We start from the raw sequence: 17,480 nt of genomic DNA on the forward strand, positions 1-17,480 counted from the left end.
TAAATTATTTCCCCCGAAACCAATTCAATGCCGCCGATCATCGTGAGTTACGACAAGCCGCCACTGACATGTGGCGCGAAATCACGTGCCTGAAATCCGCATGACAGATGCGCCAAAGAATACGTTACGTCTGCACTCTCGTTAAAGTAACAGTGCCCTGGATACACTCGAATTCATCCAGCCGTACATCATGGTGTGGATTCGCCGTTGTTTATAAGTATACCGATTCGATTGGCGTACTTTGCCGGAATGTTTCCGGCTATGCGGATCGAGATCGAACCGTAAGCAGGGTTTTAGGTAGGAGTTGATCGGCAACATCAGAAGCGATAACCTTCTGTGACCAATCGACGGTGCCCTGCTGGTTCGGTGCGCACCGTGTGGAGCGTTAGGGCGTTCCATTGACGAGCGAAGCTTGAAGTTGGCGGAGCTTTAGCGCCGAAACCTACTCATCAATGAGGTTGATCGCCATTTCGCGGCACTTTTCGAAGGATACCGATACGGCTGGCGCTGTTCCATCCACGACGTTGAGCCCTTCTCAGAATTTCCGCGGGCGGAGTAGGTGGCGAAAATGAAGAACCGCGCGTCCGAGCTCTCTGAACGCCTGGTTGATAAGGACACCGCCTGTACAAATCGCGTCTTCATGGCAGCCGCATATTTGACATATTTGCGCTCCTACCAGTTTATCGGTCCAGAGGGTGTAGGGAAAGGGTTGGGAACGTTCTAAAATCTCTTGGCTGACTTGCTGCGCAGTCATGACCCGCGCGAAATAGCTTCCTGCGATTTGGCAGCCTTAATGATCCAGCGTTGGAAGCGCGCGCCAAATGGCTTGCTCAACGCGGCGCGGTCCCACGCGAGATAATAGCTTTCCGACAGCCGCAAGCGGAGGTCATAGGGTATAATCAGTCGGCGCTCGGCTAATTCTTCTCCAATCATTGAAATTTGGGCCAATACCACGCCGCGTCCACTCAAAGCTGCGCCTATTGCGCCGGTAGACAGGCTAAAGGAAAATCCGGGCGCTGCATGCAATGTATCAACACCTATATGGCGCGCCCAGTCGGCCCAGTTCGGCGGCGGTAAATAATCGCTCTCCCAGTCAATGCCCAACAGCGGTAGCGACAAAATATCGGCCGGCTGCTGCAGCGTACCGCCAGCCAGCAATTGTGGCGCACAGACCGGGACCACCCAGTCGCGATAAAGCTCGACATAGTGCTCGTGCGCCAGCACGCGTTTACCATAGGTTATGCGGAAATCCGCCGGCTCAACGCCAAGCTGGGGCTCGATGTCCTGTCCGCTCAAGCGCACGCGTGCTTCCGGATGTTGTGATTGCCAGTCAAAAATCTTTGGCCCAATCCATCGGTTGGCTACCGATGTCAGCGCGCTCAGGATTATTACGCCGTGATTGCGCGCCCGTTCGAGTACATCTCCCGCCCGGGCAAGTTGTTCGAATCCCTTCGAGATCTGCTCGTGATAAATCCGGCCCCAAGTGGTCAGGGCTATCTGGCGTCCTTTTCGCTCCAGCAGCGTGACGCCAATAGCCTCTTCAAGACTGCGTATCTGCTGACTGACAGCGCCGGGTGAAACTCCCAGTTCGCGCGCCGCCTTTGTCACTGTTCCGCAGCGCCCAATCGCCTCGAAAACCTGCAATCCCCGCAAGGGCAAATTAAGCATAACCGCTGTACTCACGTTGGTACTTTTTAGCTACTCTAAATAAAAACGCAGGACTAGTCAGCTTGTATTTGCTGTGCTCCCCCCTGAACATGCTGGCAATTAAAATCGAAAATTGGGGAACGATCATGTTTTTAAGGAATGCTTGGTACGTCGCTGCCTGGGATCATGAGGTCAATCGCGAGTTGAAGACGGTGACGATTCTCGGTGAGCCGATCGTTCTTTATCGCACCAGCGATGGTCGGCCGGCGGCGCTTGAAGACGCGTGTCCGCATAGGAAATTGCCGCTTTCCATGGGGCGCATCAAAGGTGATCAGGTCGAATGCGGCTATCATGGCCTGACCTTTGATATGACCGGCACCTGCACCCGCGTTCCCGGCGCCGAGAAAATTCCACATGTCGCCTGTGTACGATCCTATCCTGTGGAAGAACGCTATGGTCTTGTGTGGATCTGGATGGGCGAGGCGGACAATGCCGACCCGGCGGAAATCTTCCATGTCGAGCATTTCGATGATCCGGCCTGGGGCGTCAATCGTGGCGAATCGATGATGCTCAACTGCAATTATCTCTACATGACTGACAATCTACTCGATCCGTCTCATGTCGCCTGGGTGCATCAATCTTCCTTCGCCAGCTCAGCCTGCGAGGAAACGCCCCTTGAAACCACGGTGGCTGCGGACGGCGTGACTGTATGGCGCTGGATGATCGATTCAGACCCGGCGCCTTTTTATGCACCCTTCCTGCAATTTGCAGGCAAAACCGATCGCAAGCAGCATTATGAAGTGCGTTATCCGAGTAACGCCATCATTAAGGCAATTTTTGCCCCGGCGAATAGCGGTGGCGAGGGCAAGTCTCTGCCCGAAACGACCTTTATGATGGACAGCTATAATTTCATGACCCCGATCGACGAAAGCCACACAAAATATTACTGGTTTCAGCTTCGAAACTTCAAGCCGGATGATCCGGCGGTGTCAGCAAGTTTCGCCAAATCCGTGCGCGGTGCATTTGAAGAGGATCGTGTCGTGCTTGAAGCCGTGCAGCAGGGAATGGCCAACAAGAAGACGCCAAATCTTGATCTAAAGATCGATACGGGCCCGCTGCGTTTCCGCCGCCGTCTGGCGCAGATGATCGCCGCGGAAAACTCAACCGCCGTGGCAGCTGAATAGGCGGTCTTAATGGCGAAAACTCAAGGTTTTCGTCCATTTATGGTAACGGCAAAAATCCGTGAGAGTGACACGATAACCTCGTTTCACCTGACCGCCTGCGACCGTGAACATTGGACGAGCTTCAAGACAGGCCAATATGTGACGCTAAGGGTGCCTAGTGCGCAAGGAACAGAACAGCGCAATTATACCGTGTCGTCATTTTCAGCCGAAACCGCAACCTATCGCATTACCGTCAAGCGTGAGACGGCGTCGTCAGCGCAGTATCCCGACGGTCTCGCATCCAGCTGGCTGCATGACCGGGTGGAAATCGGCGCCCACATCGATATTGACGGCCCGCACGGCGCTTTCACCTTGGATGAGACGAGCTGCCGGCCGGTGGTGCTGCTGTCGGGCGGCGTCGGACTGACGCCGATGGTCGCCATGCTGCGGGCGTTGGTGGAACAGAGTGATCGACCGGTCTGGTTCATTCACGCCACCGATCACGGCGGCGTACATGCCCTGCGCGAGGATGTCTTGTGGCTGGCGGCGGCAAGAGACAATATCCGGGTGCATTTTTGCTACCGCACGCCTCGCGTGGAGGATGAGAAGTTGTTCCACTCCACCGGCTTGTTGTCGAAAGAGACGCTGCAGGCGCTGCTGCCACTCGACGACTATGACGTCTACATGTGCGGACCTCTACCGTTCATGCAGGCCATGTATGATCTTCTCACCGATCTTGGCATCGCTGAAAACCGCATTGCCTATGAGTTTTTCGGTGTGGGCAGCCGGCTGAAAAAGACTAGCTCATCTCTGACTGCTACAGCCGTGGTCACCGCTGAACCGTCGCTGAGCGGTGACGCAGTAAGCGTTGCGCTCGCCGTGAGTGGCCAAGTTCTGCCCTGGAACGATAAGTCACCGTCCTTGCTGGACTTTCTCGAGGATAATGGTTTCGAACTGGCGTTCAGCTGCCGTGCAGGCATATGCGGCTCCTGCGTGCAGAGACTGGTGTCGGGGACCGTGAGCTATTTTGAAGAACCGCTCGATGGTCCCCAACCGGGTCAAGTCCTGTTGTGTTGCGCGAAGCCACAATCAACCATCGTGCTTGATCTATAACGACCTAAGTAAGAAGGGACACGCGCGTGAACGCAGGTTTCATCAAATATAAGGCAAAAACGGTTGCATCATTCATTCCGACGAACTTTGACGCCATGCGAGCGGACTTCATCGCAGCAGCGCAGAAAGCCGGAGCAAGCCTGGAACAGATCATTCATCCGTTGCATGGACCGACGGGAGAGCAGCTTTCGACCGATGTGGCGTTGATTGGCCGTCGCGATGCGCGGCGCATGCTGGTCATTCTGTCAGGCACCCATGGCGCGGAGGCGGCGTTTGGCTCTGCCTGTCAGAGCCGATGGGTCGGGAGCACCGACTTAGCCGGATTGCCGGAGGATCTTGCCATCCTGCTCATCCACGCCATCAATCCATGGGGCGCGGCCTGGATGCGCCGAGTAACCGAGAACAATGTCGACCTAAACCGCAATTTTATCGACTGGTCGAAAGAGCCGCCGCGCAATGAAAATTATCGCCGTGTACACGAAGTTGCGGCTTTCACTGCCTGGGACGGTCAGGAGCGCGAGCAGGCCAGACAAGCTTATGCCAGGTTACAGCAGGAACTGGGTGGGCCACAGGCGATGGTGGCGGTGGTCGAAGCGGGCCAATATGAATTTAGCGATGGGCTCTATTATGGCGGCTCGCAGGCGGAATGGTCCAATCTGACGCTGCACCGCATCATGCAGGATCATGTCAGTGAGGCGGAAAACGTCGTCCTCTTCGATCTACATACCGGTGCGGGGCCCTATGGTTATCCTGCACTGCTGTCAATCGCGGAAAGCGAGCATGGCGGGCTGGACTGGGGTAGAACCATCTACGGTCCCGCAATGAGTGTGGTGCTGACCGGAACCAATGCCACTACAGATACCGGTATCGCCGCGACCGCAACAGGCTATGTTTCGGCGGCAGTGCGGAAGATGTTGCCCCGCGCAAAGCTGCTGCCTCTGGTGGTGGAATGCGGCACGCTGGCGCCGGGTGTCATGGCAGAAGCGGTCAGCGCCGACAACTGGTTGCATCTGCATGGTGATCCTGCCAGCCCGCTCGGTCTGGACATCAAGCAACGCCTGCGCACCGGCTTCATTCCAGAAGACCGGGCCTGGGAGGAGGCATGTATCCCGGCCAGCCTGCGCTATTTTGATCGCGCTTTGCAGAGCCTGCATGACCTTGCCGCCCAGAACCCGTTGCCGGCGCGGGTCGCCGCCAACGTCGTACCACCGATGGCGGCAGAATTGCTCCCGCCGGCAGTGGAAGTGCATGATTTGCACAAGTCTTTCGGCAGTCTGGCGGTACTTGGCGGTGTAAATCTTGTGGCGCGGCCGGGTGAGGTCGTATCAATGATCGGCTCATCGGGGTCGGGCAAAAGTACTTTTCTGCGCTGCGTTAATCTGCTTGAGCAGCCCGACAGCGGCCGTATCGTAATTGACGGCGAAGAAATCGCGATCCGCCGGCGGCGGGACGGCAAACAGGCACCGGCAAACAAGCGCCAAGTAGAGCGCATTCGGGCCGATGTCGGCATGGTATTTCAGAACTTCAATCTCTGGCCGCATATGACGGTGCTGGAAAACATCATCGAGGCGCCAGTGCATGTACGCAGTCAACACCGCGCGGATGCGGTTGACCATGCCCATGAACTGTTAAGGAAGGTTGGACTAGCAGAAAAGCATGGCCATTATCCGGCGCAGCTTTCCGGTGGCCAGCAGCAGCGCGCCGCCATCGCCCGTACACTCGCCATGCGGCCAAAGGTCATTCTTCTCGACGAGCCGACGTCAGCGTTGGATCCGGAACTGGTCGGCGAAGTGTTGCGCGTCATCCGCCAGCTCGCCGAAGAGGGCAACACCATGATCCTGGTGACGCATGAAATGTCCTTTGCCTACGAGGTCTCGCACAAGATCCTGTTCCTGCACCAGGGCAGGGTGGAGGAGCAGGGTGCACCAACAACTCTATTCAGCAATCCGCAATCGCCGCGCCTGCGGCAGTTTCTGGCGCGCACATTCATTAACTGACACCACAACCGACAACAAACACAAGGGGAAAACGTGATGTGGAAAAATCTGGCGCTCGCCAGCATCATGGCGATGGGCATTTCAACGGCTTCGGCCGCCGGTGAAGAACTGCGCATTGGCACTGAAGGCGCCTATCCGCCATGGAGCATGGCCGATGCGCAGGGCAATGTCACCGGCTATGACGCGGATGTCGGCAAGCTCGTCTGTGCAAAAATGGCGGTGAAATGCACCTTTGTTGTACAAGCCTTTGACGGGCTGATCCCGGCGCTGAGGGCGCATCAGATCGACGCCATCATTTCCGGCATGTCGATCACCAATGAGCGCAAAAAGGAGATTGCTTTCTCGAAAGGCTATGGGGACGTCCCCAATTTCTTTGTCGCGCCCAAAGGAAGTCCTGTCGCGGCACTGACTGACTTCGACGGTCTGATGAAAGCGCTGGCCGACAAGCGGATCGGCGTGCAATCGGGCACGACCCATGCCCGTTATATCGCCAAGCACCTTCCGGATGCCGATCTGAAGACCTATGACACACTGGAACAGATGCAGATCGACATGGCCAGTGGCCGCATCGATGCGTTTTTCTCCGATGTCTCGGCGGCTGATGATTTTCTTGGCAAGCCGGATGGCGCCGGCTTCAGACGGGTCGAGGTGCGTATCGACAGCGCCTCGGACGAAACGCTTGGCGATGCCGCCGGCATCGGTCTGCGCAAGGAAGACAGCGCGTTGAAATCGAAAATTGACGGGGCGCTCTGTGCGGCCATTGCCGATGGTTCGATCGGCAAGGCAAGCGTGACCTGGTTCAAGATGGACATCAGCAAGCCATGCAAGTGAAATGCCAATCATAATGCAATAATTTCAATGAATTACTAAGAAAAGCTGCGCTGCGACAGCAGCGCGGTTCTCTGTCGGGCGGTGGCAAGGTGTGAAAATGGAAATCAGTTTTTTACAAATCTGGGAGGGTGGCTGGATCGGGGCCATTCTTCGCGGCGCGACCATCACGATCGCAATCGGTCTGTGCAGTATGGTGCTGGGCGGCGTGATCGGCACCCTGTGCGGACTGATCAAATGGGGGAGGATCTTTCCGCTCAATCTGCTTGTAGACGCCTATACGTCGGTGGTGCGCGGTATTCCGGAACTGCTGATCATCTATCTGCTGTTTTTCAGCTCGGTGGAATTTGTCAGCAAACTCGCCAGCGCTTTTGGCTATGCCGGCATGGCGGCGGGCGGCTATGCTTTCATCATTGCCGTAATCGCCATTGGCACCATATCGGGCGCCTATACCACCGAAGTGGTGCGGGGCGCCCTGAACTCAATTCCCAAGGGCCATCTGGAGGCGGCGAGTGCGCTTGGCATCGGGCGCGCCCGTATATTTCGCCGCATCATCCTCCCGCAAATGCTGCGCATCGCTTATCCCGGCATGAACAATGTCTGGCAGATCACCATCAAGGATACGGCGCTGGTTTCAGTCGTCGGACTGCAGGAACTGATGCGGGTGGCTTTCATCGGCGCCGGTTCGACCCGCAGCCCGTTCATTTTCTATCTCACCGCCGCCGCTACTTATTTCCTGATCACCATCATCAGTCAGGCGGGCTTGGTGCGTTTTGAACGCCGGTTGATTTTCAGCCTAAGGAGGGCCTGACATGGATATAGAATTTATTGCCCGCGCCTTGTCCGTGCTGCTGAAAGGATTGAGCATGACGCTCATTCTGGCAGGCTGCGCCATTGTGGCCGGCTTTGCCTTTGGCCTGACACTAGCATTGATGCGCATGTCACAGCGCCGCCTCGTTGCAGGCTTCGCAAGGGGCTATAGCGTCGTGTTTCGCGGCACGCCGTTTCTCGTCCAGATTTTCCTGCTTTATTATGGGCTTGCACAGTTATCCTTCATCAAGAACAACGCGGTGATGTGGTGGTTCATCGGTGACGCTACCCATTGTGCAATTCTGGCGCTGTCGCTCAATACCGCCGGTTACAGTTCGGAAATCCTGCGTGGCGGCTTTGTCGCGGTTCCCACCGGAGTATTGGAAGCGGCGCGCGCCTGTGGCATGAGCCGGCTGCTGCAGTTCCGGCGTATCCTGTTTCCGCTCGCCATGCGCCAGGCCTTGCCGGCCTATGGGAACGAGCTGATTTTGATCGTCAAGGGCACGAGCCTCGCCTCAACCATCACAGTGCTGGAGATTACCGGATATGCGAAGCGGCTGATGAGCCAGACCTATGCCATTTTTGAGATCTTTGCGGTGGCCGGTTTGCTGTATCTACTTATCAATCTGGTGGTGGTGTCGCTGGTGCGGCTGATTGAGCGCGCCCTCGCCGTGCCGACCTGAGTCATTCCCTCCTTGGGGCAGGTTCGGCTATCAAGGATTCGCACCTACAGCGTTTTGTTGGAGGATTCACCAAAGATTGTACAGCTGGGCGCGCTACGTCGGGTTCCAGCCGGAATGTAACCTAACTGAGAGAGTGAATTTCATGCGACTGGTCATTGCCCGCCTCAATCATGAGACCAATACTTTTTCGCCGGTCGCGACGCCGCTGGCGTCATTCGATCCCCAATGGGGCGAGGCAGCGCTTGCATTCGGACGAGGTAGTAACACCGCGCTGGGCGCATTCATCGCCTATGCCACGAAAATAAAAGCCGAAATGGTGATTCCGCTCGCTGCAACAGCCAATCCGAGCGGCACGGTTGACGACGACGCATTTGAGACGATGGCCGGCGCGATTGTCGCAGCAGTGGCAAGGGGCTGCGACGCGGTGCTGCTAGATCTGCATGGCGCCATGGTGACGAAAAGCCATGATGACGGCGAAGGTGAATTGCTGGCCCGGATCCGGCAGGTGGCTCCATCAACGCCTATCGGCGTTGCACTTGATATGCATGGCAATATCACGCCGGCAATCATCGTCAACAGTGATTGCATCGTTGGCTTCAAAACCTATCCACATGTGGACATGTATGCTACCGGCGAACATGTCGTCAGGATCATGGACGCCATGTTGGAGCGCGGTATGCGTCCGTATCAGGTCATGTGCCATCCGCCGATGCTGGCGTCAACCCTGTGCATGAATACCAATAACGACTGCGCCATGACCGATCTGGTTGATTTGGCCAGACAAGCAGAGCGCCGCGACGGCGTGCTGGCGGTCACTGTGTTTGGCGGGTTTCCTATCGCCGATATTGCCGAAACCGGTTTGTCCGTGGTGGTGGTGGCAAATGAACCGGCCGTGGGGCAAGAGGTGGCGAGAGACATTGCCCAAGCCGCCTGGCAGCGCCGCGAGGAATTGGTCTATCGGGAGGAACCCTTACAGGATTCGCTTGCTCGGGCGGTCAAGGCCGCTTCAAGCCCCGGAACCGGGCCGGTACTTCTACTGGACCATGGCGACAATTGCATGTCGGGGGGCACCTGCGACAATGTCGATGTATTAAGGTCTGCGCTGGCACGAGGCATGGCCGGAATCGTGGCTGGTCCGATTTGCGACCCAGAAACCGTACGGCAATTGACGGAAGCGGGCGTCGGTGCGCAAATGAAGATTGATCTCGGCAACCGGCTGCAGGCCGAAGGGTTTGATCGAATGGAGCCGCCTTTGCGCCTTTTCGGACGGGTCGGGGCCGTGAGCGACGGCCAATATATCGTCTCCGGGCCGATTTACACCGGGCAAGTTTGCCGGATGGGCAAGGCCGTGAAGTTTGTCACCGCGGATGCCATCATACTCATTACCGAGCGTCCGCACGAGCCATGGGACCTGGGCGTTTTCACCTCGACCGATATCGATCCTCTAGCGGCACGTTTCCTGATCCTAAAGTCGCGCATGTATTGCCGTCCGGTATTCGAACCGCTGAGCCGCGCCACAATCGAATGTGCAAGTTTCGGCGTCACCAGCTCGAACTTTGATAATTACTCCTTTACCAGGCTGGCGCGGCCGATTTATCCGCTTGATCCGCAAACCGGTTTTGATCGCTGAACTCTATCGGTCACGGGCCAGCGCGCGCACCGGCCGTGAACGCCTGCGAAAATCGGCATGACCCTAAAAGATGGATGGCGCCAATAACGCTAATCCAGACCGCTTAGGCGGTGCCGCGCTTGGTCAACATACAAAGCAAAACTCCCAACCATAGAGATATATGCGATGATGCTATTGGGCAGGATGACGAAGCCTATCGACGGTTTCATTTAGAACGCCTAGGCTCAGGACCTATTTGCAGATATCAATCGCCTTTGATTCACTCGGATCGCAATGAGGCTTTTGCTACGAGTGGTGTCCTGTCGCGGTCGGAGGCACCGATGTGTCGGATCAAACCCTGTTTTCCGCTGTCTCACTGAGTCCCGCGGGTCGATGACCGCCTGGTCCGGCACTATGGCTCGAACGGGTGGGCCTCCGGCGAAGCGTTGCAGGACTTGATTGACTTCGAGCATTGAAGGCTGCCGATCTTCTCGCTATATTTCCGCGCTGAAGGCGATGTTGATCGCGGCACAAGCACGCGAAGTTCACAAGTATAATCGGAATAAGCGTCTTTAGGGTCAGGACTTCGGTAACGGGGCCGTTCCAGTCAAGCAAAAAGTGACGACCGCAGCCGCGCCGTCATGGTGCCATTGCGGTAAATAATCCCGACAGATCCCCTTTCGCCGCTGCCTGACTTGCTTTGCCCTTCGTTTGAGGTCCGCCCGGGCTCATGCTTCGGTCCGTGGTCAGCGCGATAGCTGCCAACATGATGCTGGTCCAGTGCGGTAATTCCGATGTGCCCATCTCATTGGCGTGCTCGGCAGAGGCCGGCGACAGTCCTGACCACGGCATCATCGGAACCGCGTCCCGGTTGGGACCTCGAAGGTCTGCGGTCAGGCAGACGTCAACGATATGGTTCTGATGTGAAGGCTCAGGCCGACTTGGCGAGCAATCGGTCTGAAGAGAATTCGGTGCCATCCGTCCACATCCGGTGAAGGATGGTACCGATGCGCCTTGCCAAAGCCACCATCGCACGCTTTGCACCTCGGCGTTTGGCGACTTGTGCGGCCCAGCTTCTCAGCCATGTCGAGCGACCCCGATGTATCATAACGGTAGCCGCCTGACACAAGGCTCTTCGCAGATTGGCGTCGCCAGCTCGCGTAATACCGCCGATCACGTCGCGCTCACCGGACTGGTTGCGCGAGGGTGTAAGGCCGACCCATGGACCCACCTTCTTGGACGATGAGAACCGCGCGGGATCATCGACCGCGGATCGGAAAGTTAAGGCGACGACCGCCCCGATGCCAGGCATCGTCGTCAATAGCCGGCACACCGCGTCGTCCTTCGCAAGCAGACGGACCTGACGTTCGAGTCCCGCCAGTTCATGGCGAAGGCTGGTGCGCGCGCGTAACATCGGTCCGGACGCTGCTTGCAACATGGAATTGCCTTCCACCAACTGTTTGATCCTGGCGTCGAACTGGCCGCGCGAGATGGCGCCGACCTTCAGGCCGAAGTTTCTCAGCAATCCGCGCAATGACAGTTCCAGCGCGATCATGCCTTGTTGGATCGCCTTGCGGGCAGACAGAAGTGCACGAACTTCCTGTGCCGACACGGATTTACAATGTACGGGCCTGAACCAGCCCAGATGAAGCAGTCGGGCAATCCCTTCCGCGTCGCGCCGATCCGTTTTGATCGGCATTGCCTTCAGAGCACCCTTCACCTGTCGGGTTTCCATCAGAACAACTTCCAGCCGGGCATCGGCCAAACCGCGATGCAGCCACTGGGACAGCGGCCCGGCTTCAAGCCCTATGATAGCGACCGATCCCTCCAGGGTGTTTGCAAAATCCACGATCGCTTGGGGATCACTGAGAACCTGCGCTTCTTTTACGATCTTGCCGTGCTCATTGATTACACAGACCGCAGTCTTCGCCAGTGATACATCCAGTCCTATGAACAGCTTCATCCCATATTCCTCCGATTGAGACCGATACGGGAACAACGACAGCTTGCTGCGGGCAATTTCAAGATGCGTCAGCCGGTGGCGTGGCGCAGGCCCCGTTACAGCATCTCATTGATCACAGCCAGAAGATTACGGTAGCGGCGAGTGCGATGGCTGAGAGGAAGACCATAGGGCACCTGTCATAGCGTGTAGCGACGCGCCTCCAGTCCTTGATGCGGCCGAACATGATCTCGATGCGGTTGCGGCGTTTATAGCGGCGTTTGTCGTATTTAATGGTCTTGTTTCGGGATTTCCTGCCCGGGATGCAGGGAGTGATACCCTTTTCCTGTAGGGCGTCGCGAAACCAGTCGGCATCATAGCCACGGTCGGCCAGCAGCCATTGGGCCTCGGGAAGCTCGTCAAGCAAGGCGGCTGCACCGGTATAATCGCTGACCTGACCTGCCGTGATGAAGAAGCTGATCGGGCGACCGTTGGCATCCGTTACAGCATGAAGCTTGGTGTTCATGCCGCCTTTGGTGCGTCCAATCAGGCGTTCCGCGCCCCCTTTTTTACCCGCAGGCTGGAAGCCGTGCGGTGGGCTTTGAGATAGGTCGCATCGATCATGATCGTCTTGCGCTCTGGAGCTTGAGGCACTGCCAGACCTTCCATCATCCGCAGGAAGATGCCCTTGTCGCCCCAGCGTTTCCAGCGATTATAAAGTGTCTTGGAGGGGCCATATTCCTTCGGCGCATCGCGCCATCTGAGCCCATTGCGATTGACGAAGATGATGCCGCTCAGAACGCGCCGATCATCAACGCGAGGACGGCCGTGGCTATTAGGGAAATACGGCTGAAGACGTGCCATTTGCTCGTCTGTCAGCCAAAAGAGATCACTCATCATTCAGGCTCCTTCGAGCCCGTCTGAATCACAATCAGCGTGACAAATCAATGGGTCTTGACCCTAGGGCGTCGGCAATGCCCAGCACGTCCGCCACGAGTTCATCGACGGTGTAGGCGCCCCTTCTTTTCGGCTGAGCGCCTGTGGAATAACCGCGCTGATTGACGGCGATCGCACTATAGCCGGCGTTTGCCAGTTCCAGCATCACCTCGGTCCAGCTGTCGGCGAATTGCGGAAAGCCGTGAAGGAGCAGAACGACTTCTCCATTTCGTGGGCCGCATGCCAGCCTTGAAAATTGCATCTCACTGGCCGGCAAGGTGAAGGTTTCAATACCAGGCTGCTGAGCCGGGTCATCAACTTTGCGCGTCATTGTTGAAATCTTCTTTCGAGCCGGTGGCCCATCCAGCGTTTGCGAGCCATTTCAGCGCCGACAGACTCGGCATGAACAGGTATTCGCCACCTTTCATGACGTTGAAGGTCTGCACCCCATCCACCCGCCTGCGGACCGGCGCCTGCGGGATGGTAAAACGGCCATTTTCTTCATGCAGCCCGACGATCGGATCGCGCTCTTCACCGAGATCGACGAAGTTGCCGCGATTGATCCACTCCTGCTGCATGAACTCGATGGTATCGTACGCACGCGCGCTGATGAAAATGAAGAAGATCCCGCGATCGCCCTTAGCGTCGTCCTGCGGTGTCACATCCTCCGAATAGACCGGTCCGAAGGTCGACGAGCGTCGGATGATCCGGTGTATATTGACATCGGTCAGCAGCGTCAGTTCGGAGTCGCGCGGATTGAGCCGGCGCATGTGACAGCCGAGTGGGACGACACGGCCCTTCGGATCTTCCTTGAAATTGAAGTCATTGTTGCGTTCGGGATCGCCGCCCAGTTCCGCATCGTCTTGTTCTGGCGCCAGAATGAGCGGCGCTCCGGAACGCCAGCGTCCAAACATTTTTGCCGCGAGGAATTCGCGCTCTTCGGCAGTCTCGCCCTGCGACTTGAGAAACGCATTGAAGCAGCCGACGCGGCTTTGGAACTTGCGCAGGACCACAAATGTGCCGTTCTTACCGAGAACCGGTGGTTCCGGCATGGCCAGCGGCTGGCCATTCTCACTCTCATAGCCGAGAATGAACTCGCCAGCCCTGATCGGTCTCTCCTCGCCGGGTAGCGGATCGACACCACTGCCAGCCACCGCCGGCTGCGAGATCGAATCCCGGAAGCCAAATGGGTTCTTTGCGCCGTCCGGGGCGCCAAAGCGATGCTCGCCGAGCAAGGTAATGCCGGTACTTTTGTCGAGTTCCGCGCGCGCCGTCGCCAGGGCCTTGTCGAGCGCCGCGTCGTCGACGGCGTAGATGGTCAGGGCCAGATGACAGTTGCCCGGCTTGAACACGTCTTCCCAATTCTCCGGCGCATTCGGGCCGAAATCCCGCAACTGCTCACGGCGAGCTGCCATGCCCTGCTGGAAGGGCAGGGGAAAGGTCTTCAGTTGCGCATCGGGAAGTCCTAGTGCCTTCAGGCCTTCGAAGCTCAGCGCCGCTCCAATCCAGAAATCCAGATCGTCGCTCCAGTTGTCGGCCGACGAGATATGGGGTGACAGCCTGCCGAGCAAGTCGCGGGCACCGTGTGCTTCGTCGAAATGCAGCATAGCATGGATACCGACATAGGGCTCCGGCCGGCTTCTGAGGATCAAAGCCTGAATGTCATCGAGTTCAAGCGACACGCTGTCGCGGCGAAAGCGCTCTTTCAATTTTTGCAATAACGCCATGGTTCAGCCCACCTTGTCCAGGAATTCATTGACGGCATGCTCCATTCGTTGGAGCCGTCGGACATCGACGACCGTCACCTGGGGATTGGCGACGAACCAGCCGGCCGCAGTTATCTGGTGCTCGGCGATAAAATCCTTGACCTTCGGGCTGGCAATGCCAGGCCAGCCCTCGACCGAGGCGAAAAGCAGGTCCATCAGGTCCGGAATTTTGGTGGCGAAGTCGTTGATGTAGGTATCCCAATCACCGTCATAAGCGGTCGCGAACAGGATGCGCGTATCGTTGTCGAAAAAGACGAAGCGCATATTGTGCAACGTGCCGACTTTCTGCGCGCCATCGAAATTGCCGTTCACGAGGTTGAAGATACGGCGCAGTCGATCGGCGCCACCTGGCTTAAGATTGGCGATGGCGGTCAACTCGGAGACATTGCCGGATTGGGCCCCGACCCGTCCGGCGGAGCCTGCAGTGCCTTTCAGATCGGGATTGTGCTTGGTGACCATCTGCTCAAGCGCCAGCTTGGCCAATTGCGGGGCATCGCCCACCACTTCCTCGATCCGGCGGCGGATTGCCTGCAGGCGCGTTTCGTCTATCTGCGGGGTGTCTTCAGTATCGGCCATGGCGGCCTCCTTTCGTGACGGTTTTGAGTTCGGGGTATCAGTCCGGGATTTCGCCGATCGTTTCCGGTTCGACGCGCGGCTGCGCGTTCCATTCGTGCCGACGCTGAGTCGAGCGTTCATAGGCGGCGATACGCACGCGCATGATCGAACCGAGCGGCTGGTGCGCTTTGACGCCATGCCATGGATTGAACGACAGGACATCGTCGCCGTAGACCCTTCGCGCCGGAGAATACGCGTCCTGCTTCGGGATGCGTAGCGTGGCGACAGGCTGATGCGGCGAAAGCCCTTCCGGCCATAGAACGGCCGCATCCTCCACCGGCATCTTGTCGATGTCGCGACAGAGTTGGGCGCGCAGCTGGTATTCGGCTCCCTCGTTTCGGAAATGCTCGACCACGAGATCGCGCATGGTCGAATCCCCCACGGTCCCGACATCCTTGCCGGTCAATGCACGTACATTATCCGACAGCGGCGCGGCGCTGATCTTGGCGATGTAGTCACCGAAGCGAACCGCGGCCATGGAGTGATAGGTCTCGCCAAGGAGGTGATCATTGTCGCGGGCGAGCCCGCGCAATGTTGCGCCCGGTTCGATCCCGACCGCCTCGACTGCTGCCTCGACGCCGCGGGCCACCCCAGCCATGGCGCGCTGCAGGAAAGCTGGATTGTCGGCGTTTTTCTCCAGGAGCCCGATCAACTGTCGGTATTTGCCGATCGTGCCAAAGCTCAGGGTTGGAATGTTGACCAGCAGGAAATCTTGGTTGCGGCCGGCATCCTGTGGAAGCAGCCGTTCTCCCTCGACGCCGATGATCTTGATGGCCATGCCACGCGGCGCGGGAATGGTGTCGGAATGAATGTCGCCTGGGGCGGACGATAGACGGATGACGACGGGATACGTGGATGGGCGAGCGAAAACACCCTGTCGAAGATGGCTGGGAAGGTCCGGTACCACGAGTTCGCCCTTTAGGAAGCCGTGACTCTTGGCGTGTGCATCGCGAACGGCGTGGCGATGCCGATCGAAGGCCCGGCGGTTGGTCGTCGCCATGATCTCGAGGATTTCGGCAGTGAGTTCTTCCTCATCATCTGTTCGGACCTCGACATCTTCACCGTAGTGGACGTATTCGCTCAAATCGGCGCCTCGAATGTTTCGCTACAAAAGCGTTTGCTCTTTGTTCAGTTTCGGATATCGTTTGATATCTGAACAATAAATCCGTGAGCCCCGAAAAAGTTCCAGCGTCATTTGCTTTGAGGGAATCGAAAATGCCGGTGAGCCGAAAAGAGACCCAGCGTCAGACCCGCGATAGGCTTCTGGAGGCTGCCCACGCCTCGATTGTTGAAGAGGGCGTCGCTTCAATCTCGATCCGCAGTATCTGCGCCGCAGCAGGGCGCACGCAAGGCGCATTTTATTCGAACTTTTCGAGCAAAGACGATCTTCTTGTCGATCTGATGGAGATGCATATTTTGGAGGAGGTATCGTTCCTGCGTCGGATCTTAAGCGAGGCCGCCGGCAACGACGTCGACGAAACGCTTCGAATTCTAACCGAGCGACTTGCCTATGTGGCGACTGAACCGGAATGGTCGTTGCTCTCGATTGAATTGCAGCTTCATGCCCGCCGGGACAGCAAATTCGCCAGACGCCACAATGCCACCAAGGCAACCTGCTACCGGGTGTTCTGCGAGCTCATTGAGGATCTCGTTATTCGCTACAATCTTCTGCCGGCCTTGCCTCCGTTGCAGATCGGCATAGGCCTTTACGCTTTATGGTCGGGTATGGCTGTGCAGGGCGATGTCGCTCAGGCCATGCCGCGCGAGCAGATGCTGCTGGCATTCTTCCGCGCGATGACAGGACGGAAGACGCCACACGGTGGATCTGATGAGTTAGATGAACTCCCAAGCGAGTCTGGAAGCGTTCATCGTTAATCAACCGAATGGAGAGTTCGATGGCAAGCCACCGGGCGCGTTCTTTCAGTTTTTCCAGAACCCGCTTGGGTGTCTCCTCTAACCACTATCATCGGGACAAGAAGCCGAAAGCATTGGTTGTGGAACGTCAATCGGAATACGCGATCGACTACGATCTGGCTTTGGATAACTTTGGCGCCCGAGCCCTGTTCGCGAATATCCCTGGTGAAGCAGGCAGGGCAGTGTCAGAAGATGAAGATATCGCAGTTGTATTGATAGATGCCGACACCGTCGATCTTGAAAAGTGTCTGACCGTTTTTCGACGGCTACGCCCGCTGAAACTCATCATTGTCGCAGGATCGGATGCCAATCTCCGCGATGAATATCCGTGCGATGTGCGGCTGGTTCGGAAACCGCTCGTCATCAGAGAACTCGAAAAAGAGGTAAGCGCTCATTTGAGGGCACATAGTAGTGATATGAGGGTGCTGAATGCCGGTCAGTCTGCCTGTTTATTGAAGTT

Annotated in this window: 16 protein-coding genes; 9 read left to right on the forward strand and 7 right to left on the reverse strand. The window is 57.3% G+C overall.

Annotation, left to right across the window (positions count from 1 at the left end):
- Positions 1-750: 750 nt before the first annotated feature.
- Complete coding sequence (locus KWJ32_RS26800; RefSeq protein WP_151610692.1) at positions 751-1,668, reverse strand: LysR family transcriptional regulator; 918 nt, start codon at positions 1,666-1,668, stop codon at positions 751-753.
- A 125-nt stretch (positions 1,669-1,793) separates the two neighbouring features.
- Here KWJ32_RS26800 and KWJ32_RS26805 point away from each other — a divergent pair, with 125 nt between their 5' ends.
- The 7 genes from KWJ32_RS26805 to KWJ32_RS26840 all read left to right on the forward strand — a co-directional run bounded on the left by KWJ32_RS26805 (position 1,794) and on the right by KWJ32_RS26840 (position 9,871).
- The gene (locus KWJ32_RS26805; RefSeq protein WP_151610686.1) at positions 1,794-2,831 is read left to right on the forward strand and encodes an aromatic ring-hydroxylating dioxygenase subunit alpha; all 1,038 of its coding nucleotides are present in this window, start codon (positions 1,794-1,796) and stop codon (positions 2,829-2,831) included.
- Positions 2,832-2,840: 9 nt separating this feature from the next.
- Complete coding sequence (locus KWJ32_RS26810; RefSeq protein ID WP_151610687.1) at positions 2,841-3,923, forward strand: FAD-binding oxidoreductase; 1,083 nt, start codon at positions 2,841-2,843, stop codon at positions 3,921-3,923.
- A gap of 26 nt (positions 3,924-3,949) precedes the next feature.
- Positions 3,950-5,920: a DUF2817 domain-containing protein gene (locus KWJ32_RS28250; protein ID WP_278423163.1), complete on the forward strand. Its 1,971-nt coding sequence runs from the start codon at positions 3,950-3,952 to the stop codon at positions 5,918-5,920.
- A 36-nt stretch (positions 5,921-5,956) separates the two neighbouring features.
- A complete protein-coding gene (locus KWJ32_RS26825) occupies positions 5,957-6,751 on the forward strand; it encodes a transporter substrate-binding domain-containing protein (protein ID WP_231771646.1) in 795 nt (264 codons plus the stop codon).
- A 97-nt stretch (positions 6,752-6,848) separates the two neighbouring features.
- Positions 6,849-7,559 carry an ABC transporter permease subunit gene (locus KWJ32_RS26830; RefSeq protein ID WP_151610689.1) on the forward strand — a complete coding sequence of 237 codons (711 nt, stop codon included), beginning with the start codon at positions 6,849-6,851 and terminating at the stop codon, positions 7,557-7,559.
- 1 nt (position 7,560) lies between these two features.
- On the forward strand, positions 7,561-8,241 hold the full coding sequence (locus KWJ32_RS26835; RefSeq protein ID WP_151610690.1) for an ABC transporter permease subunit: 681 nt from the start codon (positions 7,561-7,563) through the stop codon (positions 8,239-8,241).
- Positions 8,242-8,317: 76 nt separating this feature from the next.
- Entirely contained in the window at positions 8,318-9,871 is a 1,554-nt protein-coding gene (locus KWJ32_RS26840) for a M81 family metallopeptidase (RefSeq protein ID WP_235915200.1), read from the forward strand.
- 910 nt (positions 9,872-10,781) lie between these two features.
- Here the strand turns inward: KWJ32_RS26840 and KWJ32_RS26845 are convergent.
- The 6 genes from KWJ32_RS26845 to KWJ32_RS26870 all read right to left on the reverse strand — a co-directional run bounded on the left by KWJ32_RS26845 (position 10,782) and on the right by KWJ32_RS26870 (position 16,106).
- The gene (locus KWJ32_RS26845) at positions 10,782-11,813 is read right to left on the reverse strand and encodes an IS110 family transposase (protein ID WP_151649010.1); all 1,032 of its coding nucleotides are present in this window, start codon (positions 11,811-11,813) and stop codon (positions 10,782-10,784) included.
- 112 nt (positions 11,814-11,925) lie between these two features.
- A protein-coding gene (locus tag KWJ32_RS26850; RefSeq protein ID WP_086000526.1) for an IS5 family transposase occupies positions 11,926-12,686 on the reverse strand; the annotation gives its coding sequence in 2 pieces (ribosomal slippage) (positions 11,926-12,362 and positions 12,362-12,686; 762 coding nt in all).
- A gap of 34 nt (positions 12,687-12,720) precedes the next feature.
- Complete coding sequence (locus KWJ32_RS26855) at positions 12,721-13,056, reverse strand: alpha/beta fold hydrolase (RefSeq protein WP_210250264.1); 336 nt, start codon at positions 13,054-13,056, stop codon at positions 12,721-12,723.
- Complete coding sequence (locus KWJ32_RS26860; RefSeq protein WP_151610702.1) at positions 13,040-14,452, reverse strand: peroxidase; 1,413 nt, start codon at positions 14,450-14,452, stop codon at positions 13,040-13,042. The genes KWJ32_RS26855 and KWJ32_RS26860 overlap by 17 nt, the downstream gene beginning before the upstream one ends.
- A gap of 3 nt (positions 14,453-14,455) precedes the next feature.
- A complete protein-coding gene (locus KWJ32_RS26865; protein WP_142174102.1) occupies positions 14,456-15,067 on the reverse strand; it encodes a hypothetical protein in 612 nt (203 codons plus the stop codon).
- Between the two features lie 37 nt (positions 15,068-15,104).
- The gene (locus tag KWJ32_RS26870) at positions 15,105-16,106 is read right to left on the reverse strand and encodes a catalase family protein (protein WP_151610704.1); all 1,002 of its coding nucleotides are present in this window, start codon (positions 16,104-16,106) and stop codon (positions 15,105-15,107) included.
- A 215-nt stretch (positions 16,107-16,321) separates the two neighbouring features.
- Here KWJ32_RS26870 and KWJ32_RS26875 point away from each other — a divergent pair, with 215 nt between their 5' ends.
- Positions 16,322-16,981, forward strand: a complete 660-nt coding sequence (locus tag KWJ32_RS26875; protein ID WP_151610701.1) for a TetR/AcrR family transcriptional regulator — start codon at positions 16,322-16,324, stop codon at positions 16,979-16,981.
- Positions 16,982-17,001: 20 nt separating this feature from the next.
- The coding region (locus KWJ32_RS26880; RefSeq protein WP_256886566.1) for a hypothetical protein at positions 17,002-17,480 on the forward strand (479 nt) is incomplete at its 3' end.

It is taken from the genome of Ochrobactrum sp. BTU2 (genome assembly GCF_024539785.1).
GTDB classification, from domain to species: Bacteria; Pseudomonadota; Alphaproteobacteria; order Rhizobiales; family Rhizobiaceae; genus Brucella; species Brucella anthropi.